The sequence below is a fragment of the Actinokineospora fastidiosa genome (genome assembly GCF_014648415.1).
In the GTDB taxonomy this organism is placed as follows: domain Bacteria; phylum Actinomycetota; class Actinomycetes; order Mycobacteriales; family Pseudonocardiaceae; genus Actinokineospora; species Actinokineospora fastidiosa.
In genome coordinates, this window is sequence record NZ_BMRB01000003.1 from 252,621 (window position 1) to 268,042 (window position 15,422).

Annotated in this window: 16 protein-coding genes; 7 read left to right on the forward strand and 9 right to left on the reverse strand. The window is 72.4% G+C overall.

The genetic code is table 11. The features are described 5' to 3' along the window. Positions 1–64: 64 nt before the first annotated feature. From IEY98_RS20170 to IEY98_RS20205, 8 genes are read right to left on the reverse strand one after another with little or no spacing between them, the layout of a single operon-like run. Positions 65–1,582: an alkaline phosphatase D family protein gene (locus tag IEY98_RS20170; protein WP_189212128.1), complete on the reverse strand. Its 1,518-nt coding sequence runs from the start codon at positions 1,580–1,582 to the stop codon at positions 65–67. Positions 1,583–1,619: 37 nt separating this feature from the next. Continuing rightward, positions 1,620–2,009, reverse strand: a complete 390-nt coding sequence (locus IEY98_RS20175) for a PaaI family thioesterase (protein WP_189212129.1) — start codon at positions 2,007–2,009, stop codon at positions 1,620–1,622. Between the two features lie 10 nt (positions 2,010–2,019). Further along, positions 2,020–2,436 (reverse strand): VOC family protein, encoded by a 417-nt coding sequence (locus IEY98_RS20180; protein WP_189212130.1) that lies wholly within the window; start codon positions 2,434–2,436, stop codon positions 2,020–2,022. A gap of 10 nt (positions 2,437–2,446) precedes the next feature. After that, entirely contained in the window at positions 2,447–2,821 is a 375-nt protein-coding gene (locus IEY98_RS20185) for a helix-turn-helix transcriptional regulator (protein ID WP_189212482.1), read from the reverse strand. A gap of 54 nt (positions 2,822–2,875) precedes the next feature. Continuing rightward, the gene (locus tag IEY98_RS20190) at positions 2,876–3,232 is read right to left on the reverse strand and encodes a DUF4233 domain-containing protein (protein ID WP_229787095.1); all 357 of its coding nucleotides are present in this window, start codon (positions 3,230–3,232) and stop codon (positions 2,876–2,878) included. Then, on the reverse strand, positions 3,229–4,575 hold the full coding sequence (gene folC, locus IEY98_RS20195; protein WP_189212131.1) for a bifunctional tetrahydrofolate synthase/dihydrofolate synthase: 1,347 nt from the start codon (positions 4,573–4,575) through the stop codon (positions 3,229–3,231). The genes IEY98_RS20190 and folC overlap by 4 nt, the downstream gene beginning before the upstream one ends. 18 nt (positions 4,576–4,593) lie before the next feature. After that, the gene (locus tag IEY98_RS20200) at positions 4,594–4,992 is read right to left on the reverse strand and encodes an acyl-CoA thioesterase (protein WP_189212132.1); all 399 of its coding nucleotides are present in this window, start codon (positions 4,990–4,992) and stop codon (positions 4,594–4,596) included. Then, a complete protein-coding gene (locus IEY98_RS20205; protein ID WP_189212133.1) occupies positions 4,989–5,585 on the reverse strand; it encodes a mycothiol-dependent nitroreductase Rv2466c family protein in 597 nt (198 codons plus the stop codon). The genes IEY98_RS20200 and IEY98_RS20205 overlap by 4 nt, the downstream gene beginning before the upstream one ends. 171 nt (positions 5,586–5,756) lie before the next feature. Between IEY98_RS20205 and IEY98_RS20210 the strand changes: the two genes are divergently transcribed. The 7 genes from IEY98_RS20210 to IEY98_RS20240 are packed head-to-tail and all read left to right on the forward strand — an operon-like array spanning position 5,757 to position 14,274. After that, positions 5,757–7,121, forward strand: coding sequence for a SidA/IucD/PvdA family monooxygenase (locus tag IEY98_RS20210; protein WP_189212134.1), 1,365 nt, complete (start codon positions 5,757–5,759; stop codon positions 7,119–7,121). Next, on the forward strand, positions 7,058–7,417 hold the full coding sequence (locus IEY98_RS20215) for a cupin domain-containing protein (RefSeq protein ID WP_189212135.1): 360 nt from the start codon (positions 7,058–7,060) through the stop codon (positions 7,415–7,417). The genes IEY98_RS20210 and IEY98_RS20215 overlap by 64 nt, the downstream gene beginning before the upstream one ends. 5 nt (positions 7,418–7,422) lie before the next feature. Continuing rightward, entirely contained in the window at positions 7,423–8,970 is a 1,548-nt protein-coding gene (locus tag IEY98_RS20220; RefSeq protein WP_189212136.1) for a class I tRNA ligase family protein, read from the forward strand. Beyond that, on the forward strand, positions 8,967–9,932 hold the full coding sequence (locus IEY98_RS20225) for a TauD/TfdA family dioxygenase (RefSeq protein WP_189212137.1): 966 nt from the start codon (positions 8,967–8,969) through the stop codon (positions 9,930–9,932). Before IEY98_RS20220 ends, IEY98_RS20225 begins: the two co-directional genes overlap by 4 nt. A gap of 3 nt (positions 9,933–9,935) precedes the next feature. After that, a complete protein-coding gene (locus IEY98_RS20230) occupies positions 9,936–11,795 on the forward strand; it encodes an FAD/NAD(P)-binding protein (RefSeq protein ID WP_189212138.1) in 1,860 nt (619 codons plus the stop codon). Beyond that, positions 11,792–13,087 carry an ATP-grasp domain-containing protein gene (locus IEY98_RS20235; RefSeq protein ID WP_189212139.1) on the forward strand — a complete coding sequence of 432 codons (1,296 nt, stop codon included), beginning with the start codon at positions 11,792–11,794 and terminating at the stop codon, positions 13,085–13,087. The genes IEY98_RS20230 and IEY98_RS20235 overlap by 4 nt, the downstream gene beginning before the upstream one ends. Further along, positions 13,084–14,274, forward strand: coding sequence for an MDR family MFS transporter (locus tag IEY98_RS20240; protein WP_229787096.1), 1,191 nt, complete (start codon positions 13,084–13,086; stop codon positions 14,272–14,274). The genes IEY98_RS20235 and IEY98_RS20240 overlap by 4 nt, the downstream gene beginning before the upstream one ends. On the opposite strand, the gene IEY98_RS20245 is transcribed toward IEY98_RS20240, so the two are convergent. Then, positions 14,261–15,292 carry a questin oxidase family protein gene (locus IEY98_RS20245; protein ID WP_229787097.1) on the reverse strand — a complete coding sequence of 344 codons (1,032 nt, stop codon included), beginning with the start codon at positions 15,290–15,292 and terminating at the stop codon, positions 14,261–14,263. The two genes, IEY98_RS20240 and IEY98_RS20245, sit on opposite strands and share 14 nt — an antisense overlap. Positions 15,293–15,422 lie beyond the last annotated feature (130 nt).

Below are 15,422 nucleotides of genomic sequence, written 5' to 3' on the forward strand. Positions count from 1 at the left end.
TCTGGACAGCTGTTGTGTGAGCAGGGTAACCGGACGCGGTTCCCCGCTTCGCCGAGGTGCTGGCTCAACCACGCGCGGACGGGCGCAGGGTCTTCGACCACAGCGCCGTGCCCTGACCGTCGCGCAGGTGGACGGTGAGCTCGCCGGTGGCACCGTCGATGTCGACCTCGCCGAAGTGCTGGAAGCCCTCCAGCGGGGACAGGTTGGCCCGCGGCGGGGCGTGGACGAACACCGCCTCCGGGCCGAACGTGGGGTCCAGGGCGTTCGGGCCGAACGCGCCCGCGTGCAGGGGGCCGGAGACGAACTCCCAGAACGGGTCGAAGTCGGTGAAGGCGGCGCGGTCCGGGGAGTAGTGGTGGGCGGCGGTGTAGTGGACGTCGGCGGTCAGCCAGACGACGTCGCGGACGCCGCGGCGGGAGAGGGTGCGCAGGACGCCCGCGAGTTCGTGCTCGCGGCCGCCGGGCGCGCCGGGCCTGCCGTTGGCGATGCCCTCGATGTCGGCGCCGTCCGGGACGGTCAGGCCGATGGGGAGGTCGGCGGCGACGATCTTCCAGGTGGCGCGGCTGCGGGTGAGCCCGTCGACCAGCCAGCGGGCCTGCCGCTCCCCGAGCACCACGCCGCGGCCGTCGCGCGGGGCGGTGTTGGCGTCCTTGTAGGAGCGCATGTCCACGACGAACACCTCGACGTGGCGGCCGTAGGTGAAGCTGCGGTAGACCCGGCCGTCGACAGCGCGCCGGGCGTCGATCGGCTGCCACTCGTGGAAGGCCTGGAAGGCGCGGGCGGCCAGGACGTCCACGCGCTTCTCGGTGTACTGCGGCAGGGTCAGGATCTCGCCCGGGTACCAGTTGTTGACCACCTCGTGGTCGTCCCACTGGGCGATGGTCGGGACCCGGGCGGCGAAGGCGCGGACGTTGTCGTCCAGCAGGTTGTAGGCGAACTGGCCGCGGTACTCGTCGAGGGTCTCGGCGACCTTGGCCTTCGCGGGCGTGACCAGGTTCCGCCACACGCGCCCGTCGGGGAGGGTCACGGTCTCCTGCAGCGGGTTGTCGGCGTAGACCGTGTCGCCGCTGTTGATGAAGAAGTGCGGGTCGCGGTCGAGCATCGCCCGGTAGGCGGTCATGCCGCCGGTGTCCGGGTTGATGCCCCAGCCCTGGCCCGCCACGTCGCCGGACCAGGTGAACCGCACGTCCGCGCGGCCGACCGGCGCGGTGCGGAACGAGCCGGTCAGCGCCGCGCTGCGGACGCGGCCGTCGAGGTCCTCGGCGACGACCCGGTAGTGCACCTCGCAGCCGGGCGGCAGGTGATCGAGGCGCAGCTTGCCGGTGCCGTCGGTGTCCGGGGTCAGCACGGGGCCGCGCAGGCGGCGGGCGTGCCGGAAGGACGGGTCGCGGGCGATCTCGACCAGCATGCGCGCGGGCCGGTCGCTGCGGGTCCACAGCACGGCGCCGTGCTGGGTGACGTCCCCGGTCTGGACGCCGTGGGTGAGGGTGGGCCTGCTCGATGCGAAGGCCACTCCGGGCAGGGCTAAGCCGGCGGTGGCCATACCGGCGGTGAGCAGGGTGCGGCGGGTCACGTCAGTCATGGCGTGGTTCTAACCCGCCGAGTTGGCCGAGGAGTGTCTAGCGCAAGACCATCTGGGTCTGCGTGGTCTGCGCCACGCGCTTGCCGTCGGCGTAGAGGTCGGTCTGGACGACGATCGTGGTGGAGCCGATGTGCAGGGGTCGGGCGACAGCCTCCACGTCGGAGCGGGCCGCGCGGAACAGGTTGGTCTTGGTCTCGATCGTGGAGGTGCCCTTGGCGCCCTCGGGGAGGTTGAGGAACGCGCACACCGCCCCCGTGGAGTCGGCGAGGGTGACGAGCGCGCCCCCGTGCAGCGTGCCGCCCACGGTGCAGCGGTCCTCCTGCCAGGCCATGCTCGCGCGCACCTCCTCGGGGGACGCTGCGGTGATCGCGACACCTGCGGTGCGCGCGAAGGGCATGGACTCCGTCAGCTGCTCCGGGGTGAACATGATCGGAAGGCTACTGCGCCTTCGGCTGGTTGAGCCGGATCATGTTGCCCGCCGGGTCGCGGAAGGCGCAGTCGCGGACGCCGTAGGGCTGGTCCATGGGCTCCTGGAGCACCTCGGCCCCGGTCGCCTGGATCTGCTCGAACGCGGCGTCGACGTCGTCTGTGGTGAGGGTGACGCCGCGCAGCAGGCCCTTGGCCAGCAGTTCCCTGATGGTCTGCCGGTCGGCCTCCGATGTGCTCGGGTCGGCGGCGGGAGACTCCAGCACGATCTCCAGGTCCGGCTGGGACGGTGGGCTCAGCGTCAGCCAGCGCATGCCCTCGAAACTGACGTCGGTGCGCACTTCCCAGCCCAGGGCGTCCCGGTAGAACCCCAGCGCCTTCTCGTGGTCGTCGACGATGATGAAGGTGTGTGCGAGCTTGATGTCCATGGCGCACACGCTAGGTGCGCCGGATGGACTTCGCTTCTCCATTCCTGACCGGTCGCGTGAGGATCTTGGCGACGCACGGCGGGATGTCCGCGCCCTCGTCGTGGGCGCGGGCGCGGTAGGCGCTGGGCGTCTCCCCCACCAGTTCGGTGAACCGGGTGCTGAACGAGCCCAACGAGGAACAGCCGACCGCCATGCACACGTCGGTGACCGACAGGTCCCCGCGCCGCAACAGCGCCTTGGCCCGCTCGATGCGGCGGGTCATCAGGTAGGAGTACGGCGTCTCCCCGTACGCGGCGCGGAAGCTGCGCGAGAAGTGGCCCGGCGACATGAGCGCGGCCTTGGCGAGCGCGGGCACGTCGAGGGGCTGCGCGTAGTCGCGGTCCATGGTGTCCCGTGCTCTGCGCAGCCGGACCAGGTCGTCGAGTTCCACCCGGCCAGACTACTGCTGACCAGGCAGCCTGCCTTCCGCCATGCGCTTGAGGACGTCCTGGCGCATCCACGTCACCCAGCCCCACGCCAGGGAGAACAGCACGCCGATGATGCCGATGGCCGGGGTGATGAGGAAGCCGAGCACCAGCAGGCCCTGCATGCCGAGCGCGGCGCCCAGCGCCCACGGCTGCCGCACGAACGCGCACAGCGCCACCATCGCCAGGCCGAGGACGCCGACCGCCCAGACCTCGCCCTGGCCGATGTCGTCGCGCTTGGCCAGCAGCAGCACGGCCAGCAGCAGGACGATGGCCTCCAGCAGGAGCATCGCGGACATGACGCCGCGGAAGCCCTTCATCGGATCCTTCACGCGGGCTCCTTGCCGAACAGGGTGCGGGCCTCGCCCGCGGTCACCACCGATCCGGTGATGACGACACCGCCGCCGGAGACCGGCTCGTTCGGGTCGTCGGTCTCCTCGGCGATGCCGACGGCGGTCTCCACCGCGTCGTCCAGCCGGGGGGCCACGGTGACCCGCTCGTCGCCGAAGACGTCGACGGCCAGGCCCGCGAGCAGGTCGGGGTCCATCGCCCTCGGCGAGCTGTTCGTGGTGACGACCAGGTCGGAGAACACCGGCTCCAGCGCGGTCAGGATGCCCGCGACGTCCTTGTCCGCCATAACCCCGACCACGCCGACCAGCGTGCGGAACTCGAACTCGGCGTCGAGGGCAGCGGCGAGCGCGGCGGCGCCGTGCGGGTTGTGCGCGGCGTCGATGAACACGCTCGGCGCGGTCCGCATCCGCTCCATCCGGCCGGGGACCACCACGGTCGCGAACGCCTCGCGCACGGCATCGATGTCGAGCCTGCGGTCGGCGCCCGCGCCGAAGAACGCCTCCACCGCGGCGAGCGCGCGGGCGGCGTTGTCGGCCTGGTGGGCGCCGTGCAGGGGCAGGAAGATCTCGTCGTAGACCCCGCCGAGGCCCTGGATGGCGATCATCTGCCCGCCGACGGCGACGTCGCGGTGGTGCACGCCGAACTCCATGCCCTGCCGGGCCACGGTGGCGTCCATCTCGGCGCAGCGCTCCAGCAGCACCCGGGCGACGCCGGGGTCCTGCTCGGCGAGCACGGCGATGGACCCGGGCTTGATGATCCCGGCCTTCTCCCTGGCGATGCTGAGCAGGTCGGGGCCGAGGTACTCGACGTGGTCGATGCCGACCGGCCCGACGACGGCCACCCGGGGCTCGACGATGGACGTGGCGTCCCACGAGCCGCCCAGCCCGGTCTCCACCACGGCGACGTCCACCGGGGCGTCGGCGAAGGCGGAGTACGCCATCGCGGTCAGCACCTCGAACTTGGTCAGCGGCACCTCGGACTTGCCGTCGACCATCGCCAGCAGCGGCTCGACGTCGCGGTAGACCTCGACGTAGCGGACCGGGTCGATGGGCGCGCCGTCCAGGCCGATGCGCTCGGTGACCAGCTGCAGGTGCGGGCTGGTGTAGCGGCCGGTGCGCAGGCCGAGGCGGGTGAACAGCGCGTCGATCATCCGGGTGGTGGACGACTTGCCGTTGGTGCCCGCGATCTGCACCACCGGGTAGGTGCGCTGGGGGTCGCCCAGCAGGTGGGCCAGCGCGCTGATCCGGGCCAGCGACGGTTCGATCTTGGTTTCCGGCCAGCGGGTGTCCAGTTCGGATTCGACCTGCCGCAGTTCGTCGAGCACTCGACGAGTCTACGAGGGTCAGCCCGCCACGGGCGTCTCGGCGTAGGGCAGGGCCGCCGCGCGCACCCCGGGCGGCACCAGGACCTCCTCGGTCCCGACCACGCACGCGACCCGCTGACGCCCGCGCGCGACCAGGCAGGCGTCTGAGGTGCGCACGTAATCGAAGGTGAACTGCAGCTGCGTCGGCGTCAGCTCCTCCAGGCGCATCCGCACCGACAGCTCGTCGTCCACCGTCGCCAGGGTGAAGAACTCGCACTCGGCCTTATCGATGCGCAGCCGCATCTCCGGCGGCGACACCTTGCGCAAAAGCCGGTCGCGACAGGTGCTCTGCCAGCGCAGATAGGTGCTGAAGTGGACGTTGGTGACCTGCACCTCGTCGAACTCGATCGTGTGCAGGTACTCGAAGTAGCCGGTCACGACAGCGGGTCCCGGGCCCGCTTCACCTCGCTGAACTCGCGCACGCCGCTGAGCAGGCGCAATCCCTCGAAGGCCTGGTCGGCGTCGGCGTCGGCGGGCACCGAGGACAGCACCGGGCCGAAGAACGCCGGGTGGTCGTCGAAGGCGACCACGGGGCTGCCGCTGGGCGTGCCGACGCGCTGCTGGCCCGCGTCGTGGCTCTCCCGCACGACGGCGTCGAGCGAGGCGTCGTCGGCGGCGTCGATCAGCTCGGCGGGCAGCCCGGCCTCGGCCAGCGACTCGACGAGGACGTCCCGGTCGAGGTAGCGGTCGGCCGGGCCGTGCACGCGCTCGCCGATCGCGGAGTAGAGCCGGTCGACCGCGTCCTGCCCGTGCCGCCCGTCGACCGCGGCGAGCACGCGCAGCGCGGCCAGCGCGCGCTGGTGGGACAGCCGGTAGCGCTCGGGGACGTCGTCGTTGCCCTCGTTGAGCACGGCCAGGCTCAGGAACCGCCAGACCACCTTCTCGTCGCGGCGGCCCGCAGCCGCGCGCAGCCACCGCGAAGTCCGCCAGGTGTACGGGCAACTCGGGTCGAACCAGATGGTGACGCTCACGAAACGCTCCCTTCCGCGAATGTGCCGGACCATACCGCCGTACCCGCCCGGGCCTGTCTCCGAACGTGCTCATCCGGTGTGGCATTCCCGAAGATGCGACCCGGCGAAAGCGGGGAACAAGATGCGGAAAAGAGCAATTCCGCAGACCACCCCCTGCTGAGGAGAAGAAGGATGGCCGAATCACGCGCCCCCGACCGGGACGTCGAACTGCTGGCCATCGGCGCGGGGCCTGCGAACCTCGCCCTCGCCGCCGCCGTCGACGAGGCCGGGCCTGCCGACCTCGCCGCCAACTCCCTCGTCATCGAGCAGGCCGACCGGGTCGTGTGGCAGCGCGGCATGCTGCTGCCCGGCGCGCAGAGCCAGGTCTCGTTCCTCAAGGACCTCGCCACGCTGCGCGACCCGCGCAGCCGGTTTTCCTTTCTCAACTACCTGCACTCCGTCGGGCGGCTGAACGAGTTCGTGAACCTCGGGACTTTCCAGCCCTATCGCACGGAGGTTTCCGACTACTTCCAGTGGGCCGCCGACTCGATGGCGAATGTGTCCGTCGAATACCGCAGGCGCTGTGTCGGCATCGACGCCGAGCGCGGCCCCAGCGGCGAGCCGGTCGCCTGGGTGACCCGGCTGGCCGACGGCTCGGCGATCCGCAGCCGCTACCTCGTCGTCGGCGCGGGACGCGACCCGTACGTGCCCGCCGAGTACGCCACGCTCCCCCGCGAGCGGGTCGTCCACAGCACCGAGTACGTGCAGCGGATCGCCGAGCTGCCCAGGGACCGGGCGTACCGGGTCGCGGTCATCGGCGGGGCGCAGAGCGCGGCGGAGATGTTCGACGCCGTCGCCACCGACCTCCCGGTGACCACGCGGACGCTGGTCATGCGCTCGATCGCGCCGAAGACCTACGAGAACGGCAAGTTCAGCAACGAGTACTTCTACCCCTCGGCGGTCGACGAGTTCTTCACCGCCCGCCCCGAGGCCCGCGAGCAGATCCTGCGGGAGATGCACACCACCAACTACTCCGGCCTCGCCCCCGACCTGATGGACCGGCTCTACCGGCAGCGCTACGTCGACCGGCTCGGCGGCGCGGACCGCATGCGCGTGGCCACCATGACCGACGTCACCGCGGCCTACGAGGACGGCGGCGACGTGGTGCTGGAGCTGACCGACCGGCGCACCGGCCGGACCGAGGAGCTGCGCTGCGACCTGGTGCTGCTCGGGACCGGGTTCGTGCGCGGGATGCCCGCGCTCGTCCGCGGGCTGGCGGGCGCGCTCGGCCTGCCCAGGGTGGAGGTCACCCGCGACTACCGGCTGCGCGTCGGCCCCGCCGCCTGCTACCTGCAGGGCGTCAACGAGGCCACGCACGGCATCAGCGATTCCCTGCTGAGCGTCATGTCCGTGCGCGCCGCGGACATCCTCGCCGACATCACCGCAGACCGCGCCGGCCACGGAAACCGGCGGACCACCGAGAAGGAGACGTCGTGGAGATCCGCAGACTGGACCGGGATCGACTGGGCCCCGACAACAACCACTCGCAGCGGTTGATGCCCTGGAACGCGGTCAACGCGCCGTTCGAGGGCGCGTGGTGCGTGATCAAGCCCGGCGCCTCGTCGGAGCGGCACGCCCACCACGAGTACGAGATCTTCATCGCGGTCAACGGCACCGCGGTCCTGGAGTCCAACGGCGAGCGGCGCAGCTTCAGCGCGGGCGACATCGTCCACTTCCCGCCGTTCACCGAGCACCAAGTGATCAACGAGACCGACACCGACTTCGAGATGTACACGGTGTGGTGGGACGAGGCGATGACCGAGTCGTTCGCCGCCCGCCACCGGGAGGGCTGAACCCCATGAACCGCCCCGCCCTGATCATCGACACCCCGCCGACCCCCAACGGCGACCTGCACGTCGGCCACATCGCGGGCCCGTTCATGGCCGCCGACGTGCACGCCCGCTACCTGCGCGCCACCGGCCGCCCCGTGGTGTTCTCCACCGGAACCGACGAGAGCCAGACCTATGTGCTGGCCAGCGCTCGGCGCAAAGGGCTGACACCGCAGGAGTTAGGCCAGCGGTCCTGGCACGAGATCCGCGCGACGCTCGCGGCGATGGGCGTCTCGCTGGACGGATTCGCGCCGTTCGACGACCGCTATCGCGCCGCTGTGCTGGACTTCCTCACCCCGCTGCACGCGGCGGGCAAGTTCCGCACCCGCACGGTCCCGCTGCCCTACAACGAGCGCACCGGCGAGTTCCTGGTCGAGGGCCTGGTGAGCGGGGACTGCCCGCTGTGCCTGGTGTTCAGCCGGGGTGGCCTGTGCGAGGCGTGCGGCCACCCGAACAACTTCGACGAGCTGCTCGACCCGCGCTCCACGATGGACACCGACGACCCGGTGACCGTCCGCGACGCGGAGATCCTGGTGCTGCCCATGGAGGAGTACCGCGAGCAGCTGACCGAGTTCTACCGCGCGCGTGAGCACAGGATGCGCCCGCACACCGTGCAGCTCGTCCGCGAGCTGCTCGCCCGGCCGCTGCCGGACTTCCCGGTGACCTACCCGGTCGGCTGGGGCATCCCGGCGCCGTTCCCGGAGACGCCCGGCCAGACGATCAACGCGTGGGCCGAGGGCATCCCCGCCGTCATGTACTGCACCGCCTACGCCGCCGAGCAGATCGGCCAGCCGGTGGCCGCCGACGACGAGCACTGGCGGGCCGAGCGCGACGCCGAGGTCGTCTACTTCATCGGCTTCGACAACATCTACTTCTGGGGCTTCACCCACGTCGCGCTGCTCATGGCGCACGAGGGCGAGTACGTGCTCCCGGACGCGATCATCTCCAACGAGTTCTACGAGCTGGAGAACTCGAAGTTCTCCACCAGCCTCGGCAACGTCGTCTACCCGCGCGACCTGCTGGAGGAGGTGCCGCGCGACCTGATCCGGTTCTACCTGGCGCTGAGCGCGCCCGAGCACCAGCAGACCAACTTCGGCCGGGAAGCGCTGGAGAAGGTCACCGGCTCGCGGCTGGTCGAGCCGTGGAACCGGCTGGCGGGCCTGCTGGGCAAGGCGGTCGCCGAGGCGGGCGCGGACGGCATCGAGCAGCCGGTCCCCGACGCCGCGCGGCAGCGCGCCTCGGCCATGCTGGACCGCTTCCGCGCCTGCTACGAACTCGACGGCTACAGCCTCAACCGGGCGGCGGCCTACATCGCCGACCAGCTCCCCCGGCTGGTGCGCGCCGCGGAGTCCGGCGCGGACCTGGGCGGGCTGTTCTTCGAGGTGCGCGCGCTGCTGCGCGGCGCGGCCCCGATCCTGGTCGACCTCGGGGAGTCCGCAGGCCCGTTCGAGGCGGGCGAGGAGACGGCCGTCCTGCCGTTCGCGCTGCCCCTGCTGGCGAAGGCGGGTCAGCGATGACGACCACGACGGGCGCGGTGCAGACCGCCGCGCTGGACGCGAGCGAGGTGCTGCGCCTCGCGCTGGACCTGTGCTTCTGGGGCGACGAGCAGGTGGACGACCCGGGCTGGGTGACCGCGGCGCGGGAGGCGGGCGCGGAGCTGCCCGCCGCGCTGCGCAGGCCGCTGCGGGCGTTCCGCCGCGACCCGGGCGACGCAGGCACCCTGCTGCTGCGCGGGCTGCCGATCGACGCGGAGTCCCTGCCGCCGACGCCGACCGTGGACGGCTCGGTGCAGCGGATGGTCACCGTGCCCGCCGCCGTGCTGATGATGATCGCCTGCGAGCTCGGCGAGCCGACGGCCTTCCGCGCGGAGAAGACCGGGGCGCTGGTGCAGGACGTGGTGCCGGTGCCCGGCAAGGAGACGTTCCAGGGCAACGCCGGGTCGGTGCTGCTGACCTTCCACAACGAGAACGCCTTCCACCGGCACCGCCCGGACTACGTGCTCCTGCTGTGCCTGCGCCCCGACCACGACCGGATCGCGGGCCTGCGCACGGTGTGCGTGCGCGAGGTGCTGCCGCTGCTGACGCCCGACACCCGCGCCGCGCTGGCCAGCCCGGAGTTCCTGACCGCGCCGCCCCCGTCGTTCGGCGGCGACGGCGCGTCGGTGCCGCACGCGGTGCTGCACGGCGCGGCCGACGACCCGGACCTGCGGGTGGACCTGGCCGCGACCACCCCGCTGACCCCGCGCGCCGAGGTGGCGCTCGGCGAGCTGGGGCGGGCCTTCGAGCAGGCCACCCGCACGGTCCGGCTCACCCCGGGCGATCTGGCCATCGTGGACAACCGGGTGACGGTGCACGGGCGCACCGACTTCACCCCGCGCTACGACGGCGAGGACCGCTGGCTGCAGCGGACGTTCGTCACCGCGGACTTCCGCCGCTCCCGCGACCACCGGCCGCACGACGGCCACGTCCTCGAAGGGTGAGCCGTGGCTGAGCCGCTGGTGGTGGTCATCGTGGGCGCCGGGCCGCGCGGCACCGGCATCCTGGAGCGGCTGCTGGCCAACGTCGGCGACCTGCTGCCCGGCACGCCGCTGCGGGTCGAGCTCGTCGACCCGTTCCCGCCCGGGGGCGGCCGGGTGTGGCGGCTGGAGCAGTCGTCGCTGATGTGGATGAACGCCCTCGCGGGCAACATCACGATGTTCACCGACGAGAGCGTCACCTGCGACGGGCCGATCCGCCCCGGCCCGTCGCTGAGCGAGTGGGCCGCCGCCGACGGCACCCACTGGGACGTGCTCGGCATGAGCTTCGCCAGCAGGCAGGTGCAGAGCCGGTACCTGAGCTGGGTGTTCGACCACCTGGTCGCGCAGCGGCCCGAGGGCGTGGACGTGGTCGTGCACGCCACGTCGGCGACGGGGCTGACCGAGGAGCCCGGCGGCCGCCAGGTGGTGTGGCTGGCCGACCGGGCCGAGCCGCTGGCCGCCGACCTGGTGGTGCTGGCGATGGGCCACCAGGAGGCCGAGCCGACGGCGGAGGACGTGCGGATGAGCGCGTTCGCCGCCCAGCACGGCCTGCGCCACCTGCCCAGCGCCTACACCGCCGACGCCGACCTGTCCGGGTTCCGCCCGGGCGAGAAGGTGGTGCTGCGCGGGTTCGGCGCGGCCTTCATCGACGTCATGGCGCTGCTCACCGAGGGCCGCGGCGGCGCGTACACCACGGAGGCGGGCAGGCTGCGGTACCTGCCGTGCGGGCGGGAGCCGGTGCTGCACGTCGGCTCGCGCCGCGGCGTGCCGTACCGGGCCAAGATCGCCTACCGGCTGGTCGGGCGGCCCGCGCCGCTGCCGAGGTTCTTCGCGGCCGCCGACCTGGACCGCCGCTTCGCCGGGGCGGACCGGATCGACTTCCACGCCGACCTGTGGCCGCTGATGGCCAAGGAGATCGGCTGGGGCTACTACCACGAGCTGTTCACCGCCCACCCCACGCGCGTGATGTGCGGGTGGGACCGGTTCGCCGCCGAATACGCGCGGCTGCCGTGGGAGCGGATACCCGACCTGGTGGCGGAGACGGTGCCCGAGGCGGCCGACCGGCTCGACCTCGCCGCCATCGACCAGCCGCTGCGCGGCCTGACCTTCCCCAGCCTCGCCGAGCTGCAGCCGCACCTGCGCGCGCACATCGCCGCGGACCTGCGGCGGCGCGGCGAGTTCATCCACAGCCCGGACCTCGGCGCGACGCGCGCGATCCTGTCGGTCAACCGCGAGCTGCGCGCGTCCTCGGTCACCGGGAAGCTCTCGGCCCGCTCGCTCGTGCGCGACGTGCACGGCTGGTGGCAGGGGTTCCTGGAGTACTACACCAGCGGCCCGCCCGCCCAGCGCAACCGCCAGCTGCTGGCGCTCGCCGAGGCCGGCGTCGTGCGGTTCCTCGGCGCGGGCGTCTGGGTCGAGCCGGACCCCGAGCGCGGGGTGTTCCGCGCGGGCGGGACCAGCGCGCCGGGCTCGGTCGAGGCGACCGCGCTGGTGGAGGCCCGGCTGCCCCAGGGCCGCTCCACCGACCCGCTGCTGCACGGCCTCTACGAGCGCGGGGAAGCCGTGGACGACGAGCTCGCCGACGGCGACTTCCGGCACAGCTCCGGACTGCTCCGGGTGTCCGAAGAGGACTTCCGGGTCATCGACGGGGACGGCCGCGCGCACCCGCGCCGCTTCGCCATCGGCCCGTTCACCACCGTGCGGCACTTCGCCACGTTCGCCACCCCGCGCACCAACGCCGTGTCGTTCCGGCAGAACGACACCATCGCCCGCACCGCACTGGGAATCCTCGCCCGCACACCCCACACAAAGGATCTCGTCTCATGAACACCCGCCCGCCCGCCATCCTGTTCATGGGTGACCTGGTCATCGTCGCGCGGCAGCTCCGCCTCATCACCGAGGCCCACCGCCGCGGGTACGCGCCGCTGCTCGTCGTCACCCCGCACACCGACCCCGCCCGGCTCGCCGAGCTGCGCGCCGACCCCGAGCACCCGCTGTCGCTGCTCGCCGACGTCGTCGAGGTCGCCGACGCCAAGGTGGACTACGTCGTCCCGGGCATCCAGCCCTTGCTGCGCCGCTACGACGTGCGCGCCGTGCTGTGCGTCGGGGACTTCTTCGTCGAGCCGGTCGGCGTCGTCGGCGACCTGCTCGGCGTGCCCGGCGCGGGCATGGCCGCCAGCCGGATCAGCCGCAACAAGCTGCTGCAGCGCACCGCGATGGCCGACCTGTCGCCCGCCTTCGAGGTGGTCACGCCCGCCGACCGCACCGGGCCCGTCGGCGAGGGGCTGTCGTTCCCCGTCGTGGTCAAGCCGGTCGCGCGCTTCTCCAGCCTGGGCGTGCGCCAGGTGAAGGCCCGCGAGGACCTGCCCTCGGTGCTGGCGACCTACCCCGACGACGAGACCGTGCTGGTGGAGAGCCGGGTCGTCGGCCCGGAGTTCTCCGTGGAGGCGCTGACCCAGAACGGCGAGGTGCTGTGGTCGGGGGTGACGGCCAAGCAGACCAACGAGTCCGGCGGGATCTTCTTCACCGAGATGGGCCACACCTCGCCCGCCCCGATCCCGGACGCCGACCGCGCCGCGCTCATCGCGGCCAACACCACCGCGCTCAAGCGCATCGGGTTCCGCGACGGCATCAGCCACGCCGAGTTCCGGCTCTCGGAGAACGGCCCGGTGCTGATGGAGATCGCCACCCGGCTGCCCGGCGACGCCATCACGTTCCTCTGGCACCTGGCCACCGGCGAGCCGCTGGAGCCGGTGATGATCGACCTGGCGCTGGGCGAGCCCACCTCCTACCCCGAGCCGCGCCGCCGGGCCGCGCAGGTCTACCTGGAGCACCCGTACGGCACGCTGCGCGACGTGACCAGCACCGGCAGCCCGGTGTCGTGGGTGAGCCGGGACGAGATCTGGCCCGTGTTCACCCCGCAGGCCGCCGACGCCGCGCCCGCCGACCACGCGGTCCTGGTGACGGTCGTGCCGGGCGACGTGCTGGGCCCGCAGACGGACTCCGAGGCGCGCTCGGCGTCGGTAGTCTTCGACCTGCCGCTGGACGAGGCCGTCGAGCCGCTGGCCAAGCAGTACGCCGACACGGTGACGATCACGGTTGAGGGCGGCGGGTCGTGAGGGGCGCGCTGCGCGAGCGGTTCGGGGGGCTGCCGCGCTCGTACTGGGTGCTGTGGGGCGGCACGCTGATCAACCGGCTGGGCACGATGGTGCAGCCGTTCTTCGCGTTCTACCTCACCGGGTCGCGCGGGCTGTCGCTGGCGCAGGTGGGCGCGGTGCTGACGGTGTTCGGCGCGGGCGCGTTCTTCTCCCAGCTGCTGTCCGGGCACCTGGCCGACCGCTACGGCCGCCGGATCACGCTGACCGGCGGCATGCTGGCCACCGCGGTCATCATGCTGGTGCTGGCCTACAGCCAGAACATCGCGGTGATCGTGGCGTGCATGTTCCTGCTGGGCGTGGCGATGGAGATCTACCGGCCCGCGTCCAGCGCGCTGGTCGGCGACATCATCCCGACCAAGGACCGCACGCGCGCGTTCGCGCTGCTGTTCTGGGCGGTGAACCTCGGCTTCACCGGCGGCGTGCTGACCGGCGGCCTGCTCGCCGAGTCGGCGATCCTGTGGCTGTTCTGGATCGACGCGGTGTCCTGCGTGGTCTTCGGTCTGCTGGTGTGGTTCCTGGTGCCCGCCTCCCAGGAGGCGCCGCGCGCGGACGTCCCCGGCTCGTTCCGGGACGTGGCGCGCGATCGGGTGATGATGGTCTTCGTGGCGATCACCCTGGCCTACGCGGTGGTCTACCACCAGTCGATGATCACCCTGCCGCTGGCGATGCGGGCCGACGGCCTCGACCCCACGGCGTACGGCATCGCGCTGGCAGCCAACGGCGTGGTGATCGTGCTGGTCCAGCCGCTGGTGGTCAACTGGCTGGGCAAGTTCGACCACAGCACCGTCGCCGCGGTCGGCATGGCGGTGGTGGGCCTCGGCTTCGGGCTGACCATGTTCGTCTCGTCCACCGCGGGCTACACCGCGACCGTCGTGGTGTGGTCGATCGGCGAGATCGTGGTGACCGGGGTCAGCGCGGCGATCGCGACGAACCTCGCCCCGCCGCACCTGCGCGGGCGCTACATGGGCGTGTACGGGTTCGCGTTCTCGCTGAGCAACCTGATCTCGCCCGTGTTCGGCACGTGGCTGCTCGGCATCGGGCAGGCGGTGCTGTGGTCGACGCTGGCCGTGCTGTCGGTGGTGGCGACCGTGGCGCAGCTGTGGATCGCGCCAGCCATCCGGGAGCGGACGCTGGTCAGCGTGGCCTGATGAACTCCTGGATGCGCGCCGCGGCGGCGAGCGCGTCCGGGTCGCCGGTGCGGGCGTGCACCTCCGCGGCCGTGTCGGTGAACTTGATGACGTGCTCGTCGCCGTTCTCGGCCGCCCGGTCGAGGACGGCGGCGGCGCTCTCGGGCGCGTCGGGGAGCACTTCCCGGGGTGCGGCCTCGCGCGGGGCGTAGGTGGCGATGAGCGCCGCGCTGGCCGCCCACGCGGCGGTCAGGCTCGGCGCCCACTGCTCCTCGGGGAGCGCGGGCAACGCGTGCAGGACGGCGTTGGGCGCTGTCGCGGTGTGCACGAGCAGGATGGGGCTGCCGTGGCCGTGGGTGAGGTAGGTGAGGGTGGCGGCGTCGACCAGTTCGGTGAGCCGCCGCCGGGCCTCCTCGGGCGTGTCGGCGGGCTTGAGCGCGGCGAGGGCGCTGGGGAAGCTGTGCAGTTCGGCGAGCTGCCCGAACCGGTTGGCGAGTTGCCCGTCCTGGCTGGGGATGCGCGGCACGGCGTCGAAGGCCGCCTTGGTGGCCAGCCCGCCCCGGGGCTCTGCGGTGTTGGGGATGACCGTCGACCGGGCCGCCCACCAGGCAAGCCCGTGCACCAACTCGGCGACGGCCTGCGGACTCTCATCCCCGGCCAGCAACACGCGCAGGGCGTGGCTGACCCGGATGACGCTGTGCGTCGCGCCCGCGGCGATGCCGGGGATCAGCCGCGGCCACCAGATGGCGAGCACGTCCCGCCAGGGCCGCTCCTGGGTCTCGTTGTGGAAGTACCCGACCCAGTCGCCGAGCCGGGAGAAGTCCCCCAGCGCGTCCTGCCAGTCAGTGATGACCCCGGTGGGCGCGGGAAGCTCGTCGAGCCGGTTGAGGTAGCGGTCGACCCAGCGGGGGACGAGGTCGGCATGCCCCCGGCGCACCAGCACCTCGACGGCCATCGGCCCGTGGTTGGACAACTCGTCACCCCACTCCGGCCCAGTGGGGTGCAGCCGGGCGTAGGCCTCGTCCAGGATCTCGCTCACACACATACGGTAGCCGGACGCGCCGACATTCGTGACCGCGACATTCGTGACCGCGGCGGGGTTCTCACCTGAACCTGTGCCACTCCACCGAAGGCGGGCGGTCCCCATCCGACTCGAGGAATCGGGCACC

What these genes read in the sequence shown, in the direction of transcription:
- IEY98_RS20220 (WP_189212136.1), top strand. Translation starts at nt 7,423, where the DNA reads ATGAACCGCCCCGCCCTGATCATCGACACCCCGCCGACCCCCAACGGC.
- IEY98_RS20175 (WP_189212129.1), bottom strand. Translation starts at nt 2,009, where the DNA reads ATGTTCACCCCGGAGCAGCTGACGGAGTCCATGCCCTTCGCGCGCACC.
- IEY98_RS20170 (WP_189212128.1), bottom strand. Translation starts at nt 1,582, where the DNA reads ATGACTGACGTGACCCGCCGCACCCTGCTCACCGCCGGTATGGCCACC.
- IEY98_RS20225 (WP_189212137.1), top strand. Translation starts at nt 8,967, where the DNA reads ATGACGACCACGACGGGCGCGGTGCAGACCGCCGCGCTGGACGCGAGC.
- IEY98_RS20210 (WP_189212134.1), top strand. Translation starts at nt 5,757, where the DNA reads ATGGCCGAATCACGCGCCCCCGACCGGGACGTCGAACTGCTGGCCATC.
- IEY98_RS20185 (WP_189212482.1), bottom strand. Translation starts at nt 2,821, where the DNA reads ATGGACCGCGACTACGCGCAGCCCCTCGACGTGCCCGCGCTCGCCAAG.
- IEY98_RS20235 (WP_189212139.1), top strand. Translation starts at nt 11,792, where the DNA reads ATGAACACCCGCCCGCCCGCCATCCTGTTCATGGGTGACCTGGTCATC.
- IEY98_RS20180 (WP_189212130.1), bottom strand. Translation starts at nt 2,436, where the DNA reads ATGGACATCAAGCTCGCACACACCTTCATCATCGTCGACGACCACGAG.